Source organism: Streptomyces cinnamoneus, assembly GCF_002939475.1.
Lineage (GTDB): Bacteria > Actinomycetota > Actinomycetes > Streptomycetales > Streptomycetaceae > Streptomyces > Streptomyces cinnamoneus_A.
In genome coordinates this window covers 2,039,094-2,051,602 of sequence record NZ_PKFQ01000001.1, presented here as the reverse complement: position 1 = coordinate 2,051,602, position 12,509 = coordinate 2,039,094, and the positions used below count along the sequence as shown (strand labels likewise).

Sequence of the window (12,509 nt, the reverse complement as noted above, 5' to 3'; positions counted from 1 at the left end):
CGGGGCCGGCCGGAGCCGGCCCGTCAGGTCTTCTTGCGGAACTTGGCGATGGCCAGCGGCGCGGTCACCACGGTGATGGCCACCGACCAGCCCAGCGTCATCCACACCGCGTGGGCCACGGGGCCGCCGTTGATGAGGTTGCGCGCGGCGTCGGCCAGGTTGGACAGGGGGTTGTACTTGGTGAACGTCTCCAGCCAGCCCGGCATGTTCGAGGGCGAGGAGAAGATCGAGCTGCCGAACTGCAGGGGCATCAGGACGATCATGGCCATTCCCTGCACCGCCTGGGCGTTCTTCAAGGTCAGCCCCAGCAGGATGAAGATCCACATCAGCGAGGCGCCGAAGGCCATGGACAGCGCGACGGCTCCGAGCAGGTGGAAGACGGAGGTGCTGATGTGCAGGCCCATGCACAGGCCCATGACGAGCAGGATCGTGGTCGCGACGAGCATCCGGCCGATCTCGACGACGATCTTCGCGATGAGGACGGAGGACCGGGCTATCGGCATGGTGCGGAAGCGGTCCATCACCCCCTTCTTGAAGTCGTCGTTGATGCCCTGGCCGACGGCCATGGAGATGTTCAGGCCCATCATCGCCATGAGGCCCGGCACCAGGTAGTTGACGTACTGCTCCTCCTGTCCCTTGCCGACGATCGAGCCGCCGAAGACATAGGTGAACAGCAGGATGAAGATCACCGGCATCAGCACGGCGTCGTACATCGACTCCGGGTCCGCCTTGATCTGAAGGGCGTTGCGGCGCGCGAGGGCGCCGATGTGCCGCAGGTTGGCCCGCAGCCCGATCCGGCCCTCGCCGGTCCGGGGGCGCGCCTTCGGCGGCGCGGCCGTCGTCGTCGCGCTCATGCCGCGACCTCCTCTAGTGCGTCGGTGCGGGAAGCGGTGGCCGTCGTCCGGGTCGGCTGGCCGGTGACGGCCAGGAAGACCTCGTCGAGGCTGGGCAGGTGGGTGTCGATCCCGGCGAGCTTGAAGCCGCGCTCGCCCAGCAGCCCCACCACGGCGGTCAGCTGCTCGTCGCTGACGATCGGGACCCTGACCACGCCCTCCGCCTCGTCGGCGCTGGCACCGGCGACGCCGTCCAGCCCGGCCTGGGCGAGGGCGCCGACCATGCGGGCCAGCTCGGCGGGGTCCGCCGGACGGATCTGCAGGGTGCGCCCGCCGACCTTGGCCTTCAGCTCCTCGACCCGGCCCCGGGCGATCACACGGCCCCGGTCGATCACGGTCAGCTCGTCGGCCAGCTGCTCGGCCTCCTCCATGTACTGCGTGGTGAGCAGGACCGTGCTGCCCTCGCCGACCATGCGCTGGACCTCGGTCCAGACCTCGTTCCGGGTGCGGGGGTCGAGGCCCGTGGTGGGCTCGTCCAGATAGAGCACCGCGGGGCGGCCGATCATGGAGGCGGCCAGGTCGAGCCGGCGGCGCATGCCGCCGGAGTACTGCCCGGCGGGCCGCTTGGCGGCGTCGGTGAGCGAGAAGCGCTCCAGCATCTCGTCCGCACGCCGCCAGGCCTCCTTGCGGGAGAGGTCCAGCAGCCGGCCGATCATGTAGAGGTTCTCGCGCCCGGCCAGCTTCTCGTCGACGGAGGCGTACTGCCCGGTGAGGCCGATCACCCGGCGCAGCTGCCGGGGCTGGGCCACCACGTCGTAGCCGGCGACGACGGCGGTGCCCGCGTCCGGCCGCAGCAGGGTGGACAGGCACCTCACCAGCGTGGTCTTGCCCGCGCCGTTGGGGCCGAGGACTCCGAGGACCGTGCCCTCGCGCACGTCCAGGTCGACCCCGTCGAGGGCCTTGGTCTTGCCGAAGTGCTTGACCAGCCCCCGGACCTCGACGGCGTTCCCGTCGTCTGTGGGGATGTCGATTCGCGTCATGCCGATGACGGTGCCAGACGGCACTGACAGCGGGCCGACAGACGGCCGACGGCGACCTGTCGGCGTCCCCGGGGACGCCGACAGGTCACCGACACGGCACCGACGGGCGGTTCGCGCCGGACGTCCGGCCTAGTGGAAGGAGTGCTCCTCCGCCGGGTACGCCCCGCCCACGACCTCGTCCGCGAAGGCCTTCGCGGCGTCGCCGAGGGTCTCGCGCAGCCGGGCGTACTGCTTGACGAAGCGCGGCAGCCGGCCGGCGGTCATGCCCGCCATGTCGGTCCACACCAGCACCTGGGCGTCGCACTCGGCGCCGGCGCCGATGCCCACGGTCGGGATGTGCAGGATGCGGGTGACCTCGGCGGCGAGCTCCGCCGGGACCAGCTCCAGGACGACCGCGAAGGCGCCCGCGTCCTGAACGGCCTTGGCGTCGCGGAGCAGCTGCTGGGCCGCCTCCTCGCCCCGGCCCTGCACCGGGTAGCCGCCGTAGGCGTTGACGGACTGGGGGGTGAGGCCGACGTGGGCCATGACCGGGATGCCGGCCTGGACCAGCAGCTCGATCTGGTGCGCCGAACGCTCGCCGCCCTCCAGCTTGACCGCGCCGACGCCGGCCTCCTTCACCAGCCGGGTGGCGTTGCGCAGGGCCTGGACCGCGCCCTCCTGGTACGAACCGAAGGGCAGGTCGCCGACGACCAGGGCGCGCTTGGTGCCGCGGACGACCGCGGCCGAGAGGACGGCGATCTCGTCCATGGTGACCGGCACCGTGGACTCGTAGCCGAGGTGACAGTTCCCCATCGAGTCGCCCACGAGCAGCACGGGGATGCCGGCCTCGTCGAAGACGGAGGCGGTCATCGCGTCGTAGGCGGTGAGCATGGGCCACTTCTCGCCGCGCTCCTTGGCGGCGGCGACGTCTCGGACGGTGATGCGGCGGGAGGTCGTGCCGCCGTACAGCGCCTTGCTGCTCTTCTGGCCGCTGTCGGGCGTCTTCAAGGCATGCGTCATTGCCATGGCTCCTGTGTTCTGTCGTCTCGAGGCGCCCTGACGGCGTCCCCGGATCACCTCCATGCTGACACGGCCCGCGCGGGCGGGGAAGTGAGGGGACCGAACCCTGGGGTGCCCCCTGGCCACCCCTTCCCCCGGAGCCCCGGCGGCGGACCGCAGCCGGGGAATTTCTTTCCAATACGAGACGGGATCGTATCGATATCGCTTTATGCTGGGCTCATGACAACTGAGGAGACAGTCGCGCCGCGCAAGGTTCCCGAGGCTGTCCACCGCAGGCGGTGGGCGATCCTGGCCGTGCTCCTGTTCAGCCTGCTCGTCGTCGTCCTGGACAACTCGATCCTGAACGTGGCGATGAAGACGATCGCCTCGCCCGCGCCCAGGGGGCTCGGGGCCACCCAGAGCGAGCTGGAGTGGGCGGTCAACTCCTACACGCTCGTCTTCGCCGGGATACTGTTCACCGCCGGCCTGCTGGGCGACCGGCTGGGCCGCAAGAAGGTCCTGCTCTTCGGCATGGTCGTCTTCGGCGTCGGCTCGGTGTTCTCCGCCCTGGCCGGCTCGCCCACCGAACTGATCACCTTCCGGGCGCTGATGGGCTTCGGCGGCGCCTTCGTGATGCCCACGACGCTGGCCATCATCATGAACGTCTTCGAGCGCGACGAGCAGCCCAAGGCCATCGGCATCTGGGCGGGCGCGGTCGGGCTCGCGATCGCCATCGGCCCGATCACCGGCGGCGTCCTGCTGGAGCACTTCTGGTGGGGCTCGGTCTTCCTCGTCAACGTGCCCGTCGTGATCACCGCCGTGACCGCCATGGTGATCCTCATCCCCGACTCCCGGGACCCCCGGCCCGGCCGCCTCGACCCCTTCGGCGTGGTGCTCTCCGTCGTCGGCCTCGTCCTGCTGGTCTACGGCATCATCAAGGGCGGCCAGCTCGCCGACTTCACCGACCCCGAGGTCTACGGCACCGTCGGCGGCGGCCTGCTGGTGCTGACCCTGTTCGTCGTGCACGAGCGGCGCAGCGACCACCCCTCGCTCGACGTGCGCTACTTCCGCAACCCCGCCTTCTCCGCGGCCGTCACCTCCATCGCGCTGGTCTTCTTCGCGCTCATGGGCGTGACCTTCTTCATCGTCTTCTACACCCAGAGCGTGCGCGGCTACACCCCCCTGCAGAGCGGCATGCTGATGCTGCCGGTCGCCGCCTCCCAGATGTTCTTCGCGCCCCGCGCCCGGCTCGTCGTCGAGCGCTTCGGCGCCCGCGCCGTGTGCACGTGCGGCATGTTGCTGATCGCCACCACCATGGCCGGCCTGGGCCTGCTCGGCCGGGACACCCCGATCTGGGTGCTGGAGGTGCTGTTCTTCTTCCAGGGCGCCGCGATGGCGCACATCATGCCGCCCGCCACCGTCTCGATCATGCAGTCGCTGCCGCGGGAGAAGGCCGGTTCCGGGTCCGCCGTGAACAACACCTTCCGGCAGGTCGGCGGCGCGCTGGGCGTCGCCGTGCTCGGCTCCGTGCTCTCCACCACCTACCGCGACGGCATCTCCGACAGGATCGACGCCGTCCCCGGCCTGCCCGACGAGGCCCGGCACGCCGCGGGCGAGTCCATCGAGGCCACCCTGTCCGTCGCCGACCGGCTCGGACCGGCGGGCAAGGACCTCGTCGGGCCGGCCCAGGACGCCTTCGTCCACGCCATGCACGTCACCGTCCTCGGCGCCTCCGGCATGGCCGTGCTGGGCGCCCTGGTCGTCGGGCTCTTCCTGCCGGGCAGGGGCGCGACGGCGAAGGGAGCGGGCCCGGCCCGGCCGGGCGCCGAGCGGGAACCCGCAGCGGGGGCGGGCAAGTGAGCGGCACCGGGACCGGGGCCGCCCCCGGCGGGCGGCCCGCGGAGCGGCGCGGCCGGCCGCGCAGCGCCGCCGTGGACACCACCGTCGTCGAGACCGTGCTGCGGCTGCTCGAGGAGGGCGTCACCGTGGGCGAGCTGTCCATGGAGCGGATAGCCCGCGAGGCGGGCGTCGGCAAGGCCACCGTCTACCGCCGCTGGGCGGACAAGGAGGCGCTCCTGCTCGACGTGCTGCGCTCCCTGGACGACGCCTGTCCCGAGCTCGCGGGGGCGTCGGTGCGCGACGACCTCGTCGCCCTGCTGGAGTTCCTGCGCCGCCGGGTGCTGGCCAAGCGCTCGTCCGCCGTCATGCGGGCCGTCATCGCCCACGTGCAGACGCAGCCGAAGCTCTGGCGCGAGTACCACGACACCGTCGTCGCGGCCCGCCGCCAGGCCTTCCACGCCGTGCTGCTGCGCGGCGCGGCCACCGGCGAGATCCGCCCCGGCCTGGACGCCGAGCTGCTCACGGACCTGTTCGTGAGCCCGATGCTTTCGCGGGTCATGCTCCACGAGTGGCGGGAGCTGCCCGACGGGCTGGCCGAGCAGATCGTCGACACCGTGCTCCAGGGCGTACGGCCGCAGGAGGGCACGGCCGCGCGCGGGGGCCCGTCGCGGGGGAACGCGCCGGGTCCTGCGTGACGCTCGCGGGGAAGTCCGCGCCGGCCCGTCGGGCACCCCGCGCCGGGGGGCCGCGCCGGGGGCGGTGCCCGGCCCGGGCGGAATGTGCCCGTTGTGTCACAGCAGGCCGCCCCGGCCGCCCGGGAGGAACCCGCGCCCGCCGGAGCCTCGTCCTCCTCCCCGACGCCCCCGCCAGGGGCGTCCGGTAAGCCCCGTACCCAGTGGTGATCACTTTCTTCCGTGATCACCTATCGTCTGGTGCGGGGGCGGAGCAGACGAAGCAGTGAGGACAGCGGATGCCGCAGGCGTATGTGGAGGAGACGGGCCGTGAGGGAGCCGGTCCGGAGCGGACCGGATCCGGAGCCCCGACCTTCCCGGGTCGGTGGCGGGGACTCGGCGCGTGGCTCGGGAAGTGGAAGGGCCCCGGCCTGTGGCGGCGGGGCCTCGTCCTCGCCGTGCTCGCGGCACTGCTGGGCCTGCTGATGCTGCTGCACACCCACCTCCCCAACCGCGTCGGCAACCTCGGCAGTCTCACAGAGACGTTTCTGCCGTGGCTGGGCCTCTTCGTCCCGGTGTTGCTCGTGCTGGCCCTGGTGCGCCGCTCGGCGACCGCCCTGATCGCCCTGCTGCTGCCCGCCGTCGCCTGGGTCAACCTCTTCGGCGGCCTGCTCAGCGACAAGACCGGCAAGGGCGGCGACTTCACGGTGGCCACCCACAACGTCAACGCCGGCAACCCCGACCCCGCCGCCACCGCCAAGGCCGTCGCCGCCTCGGGCGCGGACGTCGTCGCCCTGGAGGAGCTCAGCGACGCCTCCCGCTACGAGCGGGCGATGGCCGGCACGTACCGGTACCACTCCGTGCAGGGCACCGTCGGCGTGTGGAGCAGGTACCCGCTGAGCGACGCCCGGCCCGTCGACATCAAGATGGGCTGGACCCGGGCGCTGCGCGCCACCGTCCACGCCCCCAAGGGCCCCGTCGCCGTGTACGTCGCCCACCTGCCGTCGGTGCGCGTGAAGTTCAACGCCGGCTTCACCGCCGGCCAGCGCGACAACAGCGCCGAGGCCCTCGGCCAGGCCATCTCCCACGAGCCGGTGAAGAAGGTCGTCCTCCTCGGCGACCTCAACGGCACCATGAACGACCGCTCGCTCGCGCCCGTCACCTCCCAGCTCCGCTCGGCGCAGGGCGCGGCCGGCAACGGCTTCGGCTTCACCTGGCCGGCCGGCTTCCCGATGGCCCGCATCGACCAGATCATGGTCCGCGGCCTGGACCCCGTCTCGGCCTGGACGCTGCCCGCCACGGACAGCGACCACCTGCCGGTGGCGGCTCGTGTGAAGACCTGACCGGGCGGCCCGTAGGGTGGAGGGCTTGCCCCACCGCACCTCCACCCGAAAGGCCCCCCATGCCCCTGGCGCTGCTCGCCCTCGCGGTCTCCGCCTTCGGCATCGGAACGACCGAGTTCGTGATGATGGGCCTCCTGCCCAACGTCGCCGACGACCTCCACACCTCCGTCCCCACGGCCGGATACCTGGTCTCGGCCTACGCGCTCGGCGTCGTCGTCGGTGCCCCGCTGCTCACGGCCCTGGGCGCGCGCATCCCGCGCAAGCGCATGCTCGTCCTGCTCATGGGCCTCTTCACGATCGGCAACCTGGCCTCCGCGCTGGCCCCCTCCTTCGGGCCGCTCGTCGCGGCCCGGGTCCTGGCCGGCCTGCCGCACGGGGCGTTCTTCGGCGTCGGCTCGGTGGTCGCGGCCCGGCTGGTGAGCCAGGGCCGGCAGGCGCGGGCCGTCGCCACGATGTTCCTCGGTCTGACCGTCGCCAACGTCGTCGGCGTGCCCACCGCCACGCTGCTCGGCCAGCACCTCGGCTGGCGCGCCACGTTCCTGGTGGTCACGGGCATCGGCCTGCTGGCCATGGCCGCCCTCGCGGCCCTCGTCCCGCAGCTGCCCCGCGAGGAGCACGGCGGCCTGGCCCGGGAGCTGCGCGCCCTCGGCGGCCGGCAGGTCCTGCTCGGCCTGCTCACCGCCGTCTTCGGCTTCGCGGGCGTCTTCGCCGTCTACAGCTACCTCGCCTCGATGAGCACGGAGGTCACCGGCTTCTCCGAGACCTCGGTCACCGTGGTGCTGGCCCTCTTCGGCACCGGGATGACCCTCGGCGCCCTCGCCGCGGGCCCCCTCACCGACCGGGCGCTGCGCCCCACGCTGTACGGCTCGCTGGCGGCGCTGGCGGCGGTGCTCGTGCTCTTCGACTTCACGGTGCACGTGAAGTGGGCGGCGCTGGTGACGGTGGTGCTGCTCGGCGCGGTCGGCTTCATGACGACGACGCCGCTGCAGATGCTGGTGATGCTGGGGGCCCGCCAGGCCCCCACGCTGGCCGCGGCCTCCAACCACTCGGCGTTCAACCTCGCCAACGCCGGCGGCGCCTGGCTGGGCGGCGCGGCCATCGCGGCGGGCTGGGGCTGGACGTCCCCCACGCTGGTGGGCGCGGCGCTGGCGGTCGTGGGCCTGGGCGTCGCGCTGCTGGCGGGACTGCTGGACCGCGGCGAGGAGGAGGGCTCGCGGGTGGTGGCGGGTGCACACTGGGAGCATGTGCCGCAGCATCAAGACGCTTAGGCCCCCGGTCACCCCCGAGCCGGGGGAGGACGACATCCGGGCGGCGGCGTTGCAGTACGTCCGCAAGGTCTCGGGCTTCCACGCCCCGGCCGCGCACAACCGCGAGGTCTTCGACGAGGCGGTGGACGCGGTGGCGGAGGCGACGGAGCGGCTGCTGGCGGGGCTGGTCGTGCGGGGACGGCGCGACGCCCCCACCGCCGGGGCGTCCCAGGGGTGAGGGCGTCGTCAGGTGGTGACGGGCTGCGTCAGCCGGTGAGCTGGACCTCGTCGTGGGTGCCGGAGGCGTCCACGTCGGCGTAGTAGCTCACGTTGCCGTCGGCCCAGCGGACGAGGAGGTCCTCCCCGTAGCCGCCGCCGAACGAGCCGGCCGTCAGGATCTGGGCGTACTTCCAGGCCGAGCCCTGCGGACGGAGGTTGACCTCCTGCCCGTAGTCGCCGTTCACCTCGAAGCCGCCGAGGGCGTCCGCCGCGCCGTTCGGCCAGCGCACGACCAGGTCGTCCCGGTCCTTGCCGGTGAACGAGCCGGCGGCGAGCTGCCCGCCGATCAGGGCTTCCGTCTTCCCGGTGATCTGGGTCTCCTTGGAGACGCCGTTGACGCCGGTGTCGGTGTACGTCGACCAGGAGCCGTCCGCCCACAGAACCGACAGGTCGTCCCGGAGGCCGTTGGCGCTGTGGCGGCCGGCCGCGATGGAGCGGGCGTTCTTCCAGCTGTTGCTGGAGGCGAGGGTCTTCTCCTCGAAGAAGCCGTACTCGTCCGCGTGCGTGTAGGTCGAGAGCTTGCCGGTGTTCCAGCGGACGGTGAGGCCGTCGGAGGCGCTGCCGCTGGAGGGGGAGTCGGTCACGCGCGTGCCGGTGATCGCCTCGGCGTTCTTCCAGTAGCTGCCCTTCGGGGCGACCTTGTGCTCCGTCGCGAAGGGGCGCTTGGCGTCCTTGTGGTAGGAGCGCTCGAAGATGCTGGCCGAGCCGTCCGCCCAGACGACGAAGAGGTCCTTGCGGCCGGTGCCGACGAGGCTGTGCCTGCGGGTGAAGTCGCCCGCGACGACGTGGACGGCGTCCTTCCAGTTCGGCCGGGCCAGGACGTCCCGGGAGGCGACGCCCTGGATCCAGTCCACGATGTCGTCGACGCGGGCCTCGGACGCGGTGTGGCGGGTCTCGGACTCGTCCGCGCCGAAGCAGCCGGCCTGACCGGAGGTGCTGTGGACGCCCATCAGGTGCCAGGCGGCATCCAGGGTGGGGCCGCCGGTGTCTCCCTGGCAGACAGCGGCGTCGGGCGACGTGCCGCTGATGCGCACGGTGCCGCCGGATACCGAGTCGACCTTGAAGTCGGCGACGTTGAGGCGGTCCGGGACCCACTCGTCCTTGGTGCGGCCGTAGCCGAGGGCCTGGACGGTCTCGCCCGCCATCGGGGCGTGGTCGGGAAGGGCGACGGTCTTGATGCCGTCGACCGGCTGTGCCAGCCGCGCCATCACCAGGTCGCGGTCCTCCCGCGGGACGAGTTCGACGACGTCGACGACCGTGCCCTTGTCCTCACGGGTGAGGTCCGTGCGGCCGATCGTGGCGGTCGTCTTCCGCTGGGGGGCACCGGAGTTGATCCTGTACCCCTTCGCCGGGTCGTCGGCGAAGCAGCTGGCGGCGGTGATCAGCCACTGTCGTTCGACGAGGGTGGCGGAGCAGCTGCGCCGCCCGTCGATGTCCAGCCGCGCCACCGAGGAGTACTTCCCCTCCGCGACGGGCTGGCCGGCGATGGCGTGCGCGGGAGCGCCGGCCAGGACGCTCGCGGTGACGGCGGACGCGAGGAGACCTGTCATCCAGGCGGCGCGCGGACGTATGGCAGTCATGATGGTGTTCCTCCGAGGGCTCGACGCGTCGCGGAGCCCGGGGTGATGAACCGTGGAGTGGAAGGTGGACGAAGAGGCGGCGTCAGCCGACCTGGAGCGCCAGCAGCGTGGCGGGGTGGTCCCAGGAGGCCTCGCCCATGGCCTTGAAGGTGTTCTTGGGCACGTGAACCGGTCCGTTCGGACCACCGGCGGAGGCCGAGACGGGGTACTTGCCGGCGTCGACCCCGATCACGTCGGGAACGTTGAGGGCGAGGTAGCCCTTCTTGCCGTTTCCGGTGACCTTGAAGCAGAAGTGGTTGCGGCCGGCGCTGTTGGCCTTCTTCGTGTAGACGACGATGTCGTCCCTGACGTCGTTGTTCAACGGCATGCAGCTGGTCAGCAGGATGTGCCCGTCACCGCTCTCGAGCGTGAGGCCCTGTTCCTTGAGGATCTTCGCCGCACCCGGGTACTCGAAGGTCTCCACGGCGGAGGGCAGCTTGTCGTCCGCCGGGTCGGGCGTGCCCGCGGCGAGGCCCGGAGCGGAGGCTCCCAGGACGACGACGGCGGCGCCGGCCGCGGTGATCAATGTTTTGCGCGCGCGAGAAAACAACGCGAATCCCCCGATTCAGAAAGGCAAAAGAAAAGCGCCATGCGAGATGGCGATCTTTCGGCAAACCTACCACGGAGTAGTGCTTTGTGCTTCTGATGATGTGATGAGCTTCGGATTCCGGAGTGTGTCGGATGTCCGTTGAGTCGGGCCCGGGGGCCTGGCCGGGGCCGGAGACGACGAACGGGCCGCCCGGAGGCGGCCCGTTCACCTGGGTCCGTCAGACCGCTTCCCGCCACCGGTTCGTGATCGGCAGCCGGCGGTCCTTGCCGAAGCCCTTCGCCGAGATCTTCGTGCCCGGCGGGTACTGCCGGCGCTTGTACTCCGCCGTGTCGACCATGCGCAGCACCCGCGTCACCAGCTCCGCGTCGAAGCCCTCCGCGACGATCGCCGCCCGGCCCTGGTCGCGGTCGACGTACAGCTCCAGGAGCCGGTCGAGCACGTCGTAGTCCGGCAGGGAGTCCGTGTCGACCTGGCCCGGGCGCAGTTCGGCGCTCGGGGGCTTGGTGATGGAGTTCTCCGGGATGGGCGGCGTCTCGCCGCGTTCGACCGCCGCCCGGTTGCGCCACCTGGCGAGGCGGAAGATGCCGGTCTTGTAGACGTCCTTGATGGGGCCGTACGCGCCGACCGAGTCGCCGTAGAGCGTCGAGTAGCCGCACGCCAGCTCGGACTTGTTGCCCGGGGCCAGCACGATGTGGCCCTCCTGGTTGGAGATCGCCATCAGCATCGTGCCGCGCAGGCGCGACTGGAGGTTCTCCTCGGCCAGGCCCGTCAGGCCCAGCGCCCCCATGTACGCGTCGAACATCGGCGCGATCGGCACGGTGCGGAAGTGGAGGCCGGTGCGGCGGGCCAGGTCCTCCGCGTCGGCGATGGAGTGGTCGGAGGAGTAGCGGGACGGCATGGCCACGCCGTACACGTGCTCCGCGCCCACCGCGTCGCAGGCGACGGCCGCCACGAGCGCCGAGTCGATGCCGCCGGACAGGCCGATGAGGACGCTGCGGAAGCCGTTCTTCGTCACGTAGGCCCGAAGGCCCGTCACCAGCGCCTCGTAGACCTCCTCGTCGTCGTCGAGGGCCTCGGTCACGACGCCGGGGAACCGCGGCTCGTAGGCCGGCAGCGGCTCGGCGGAGAGGGTGACGTGGTCGATGCGCAGGCCGTCGGCGACGACGCCGGACGGCGCCTTCGCCGGCGCGGCCGGCAGGTCGAGGTCGAGGACCACGCAGGTCTCCCGGAACTGCGGGGCCCGGGCGACGACGGAGCCGTCGGCGCCGACGACGATGGAGTCGCCGTCGAAGACCAGCTCGTCCTGGCCCCCGGTCATCGCCAGGTACGCGGTGGTGCAGCCGGCCTCCTGGGCGCGCTTGCGCACCAGTTCCAGCCGGGTGTCGTCCTTCTCGCGCTCGTACGGGGAGGCGTTGACCGTCAGCAGCAGCCCGGCCCCGGCCTCGCGGGCGCCGGGCACCCGGCCGCCCTCCTGCCAGAGGTCCTCGCAGATGGCCAGCGCCACGTCCACGCCGCGCACCCGGACCACCGGCATCGTCTCGCCCGGCACGAAGTACCGGAACTCGTCGAAGACGCCGTAGTTCGGCAGGTGGTGCTTGGCGAAGGTCAGCACGGCGGCGCCGCGGTGCAGCACGGCCGCGGCGTTGCGCGGGGCGCCGGCGGGCCGGCCCAGACGCGGGCGCGCCTCCTCGCTGCGGTCGAGGTAGCCGACGACCACGGGCAGCTCCCCGAGGCCCTCCTCCCGCAGCCGGGCGGCGAGCGCGTGCAGCGCCTCCCGGCTGGCCTCGACGAAGGAGGAGCGCAGCGCCAGGTCCTCGACGGGGTAGCCGGTGAGCGCCATCTCCGGGAAGGCCACCAGATGGGCACCCTGCTCGGCCGAGTGCCGGGTCCAGCGGACGATCGACTCGGCGTTCCCGGCGATGTCGCCGACGGTGGAGTCGATCTGGTTCAGGGCGAGACGAAGTTGAGCCACCCGGCCAGTGTAATCGTCTGACTGACGCAATGTGCTGTGAGGGCGGACACGCGGCGGCCCTTCCCCGCCCGTCCGGCGCCGCCGCGTGGTGACCTTCGCGGGCGTGCCCGCGGGGGTGTGCCGGGTGTGTGGATCGTC

At 72.1% G+C, this 12,509-nt stretch carries 11 protein-coding genes; 5 read left to right on the top strand and 6 right to left on the bottom strand.

The genetic code is table 11. The annotated features are described in order from the left end of the window. Positions 1-23 precede the first annotated feature (23 nt). The 3 genes from CYQ11_RS08540 to panB form a co-directional block, all read right to left on the bottom strand. Positions 24-854 (bottom strand): ABC transporter permease, encoded by an 831-nt coding sequence (locus tag CYQ11_RS08540; protein WP_099200768.1) that lies wholly within the window; start codon positions 852-854, stop codon positions 24-26. After that, a complete protein-coding gene (locus tag CYQ11_RS08535; RefSeq protein WP_099200900.1) occupies positions 851-1,873 on the bottom strand; it encodes an ATP-binding cassette domain-containing protein in 1,023 nt (340 codons plus the stop codon). The genes CYQ11_RS08540 and CYQ11_RS08535 overlap by 4 nt, the downstream gene beginning before the upstream one ends. Positions 1,874-2,002: 129 nt before the next feature. Then, a complete protein-coding gene (panB, locus tag CYQ11_RS08530; RefSeq protein WP_099200769.1) occupies positions 2,003-2,872 on the bottom strand; it encodes a 3-methyl-2-oxobutanoate hydroxymethyltransferase in 870 nt (289 codons plus the stop codon). 219 nt (positions 2,873-3,091) lie between these two features. Between panB and CYQ11_RS08525 the strand changes: the two genes are divergently transcribed. The 5 genes from CYQ11_RS08525 to CYQ11_RS08505 all read left to right on the top strand — a co-directional run bounded on the left by CYQ11_RS08525 (position 3,092) and on the right by CYQ11_RS08505 (position 8,189). Beyond that, entirely contained in the window at positions 3,092-4,711 is a 1,620-nt protein-coding gene (locus CYQ11_RS08525; RefSeq protein ID WP_099200770.1) for an MFS transporter, read from the top strand. Then, the gene (locus CYQ11_RS08520; RefSeq protein WP_099200771.1) at positions 4,708-5,385 is read left to right on the top strand and encodes a TetR/AcrR family transcriptional regulator; all 678 of its coding nucleotides are present in this window, start codon (positions 4,708-4,710) and stop codon (positions 5,383-5,385) included. The genes CYQ11_RS08525 and CYQ11_RS08520 overlap by 4 nt, the downstream gene beginning before the upstream one ends. Positions 5,386-5,660: 275 nt before the next feature. Continuing rightward, positions 5,661-6,704: an endonuclease/exonuclease/phosphatase family protein gene (locus CYQ11_RS08515; RefSeq protein ID WP_099200772.1), complete on the top strand. Its 1,044-nt coding sequence runs from the start codon at positions 5,661-5,663 to the stop codon at positions 6,702-6,704. A 59-nt stretch (positions 6,705-6,763) separates the two neighbouring features. Beyond that, positions 6,764-7,972 (top strand): MFS transporter, encoded by a 1,209-nt coding sequence (locus CYQ11_RS08510; RefSeq protein WP_099200773.1) that lies wholly within the window; start codon positions 6,764-6,766, stop codon positions 7,970-7,972. Further along, positions 7,947-8,189: a DUF2277 domain-containing protein gene (locus tag CYQ11_RS08505; RefSeq protein ID WP_099200774.1), complete on the top strand. Its 243-nt coding sequence runs from the start codon at positions 7,947-7,949 to the stop codon at positions 8,187-8,189. The genes CYQ11_RS08510 and CYQ11_RS08505 overlap by 26 nt, the downstream gene beginning before the upstream one ends. A 28-nt stretch (positions 8,190-8,217) precedes the next feature. Here the strand turns inward: CYQ11_RS08505 and CYQ11_RS08500 are convergent, their stop codons facing one another. The 3 genes from CYQ11_RS08500 to CYQ11_RS08490 all read right to left on the bottom strand — a co-directional run bounded on the left by CYQ11_RS08500 (position 8,218) and on the right by CYQ11_RS08490 (position 12,371). Continuing rightward, positions 8,218-9,810, bottom strand: coding sequence for a S1 family peptidase (locus tag CYQ11_RS08500; RefSeq protein ID WP_099200775.1), 1,593 nt, complete (start codon positions 9,808-9,810; stop codon positions 8,218-8,220). An 82-nt stretch (positions 9,811-9,892) separates the two neighbouring features. After that, positions 9,893-10,399: a hypothetical protein gene (locus CYQ11_RS08495; protein ID WP_146104654.1), complete on the bottom strand. Its 507-nt coding sequence runs from the start codon at positions 10,397-10,399 to the stop codon at positions 9,893-9,895. A 217-nt stretch (positions 10,400-10,616) separates the two neighbouring features. Then, positions 10,617-12,371 (bottom strand): NAD+ synthase, encoded by a 1,755-nt coding sequence (locus CYQ11_RS08490; RefSeq protein ID WP_099200777.1) that lies wholly within the window; start codon positions 12,369-12,371, stop codon positions 10,617-10,619. Positions 12,372-12,509 lie beyond the last annotated feature (138 nt).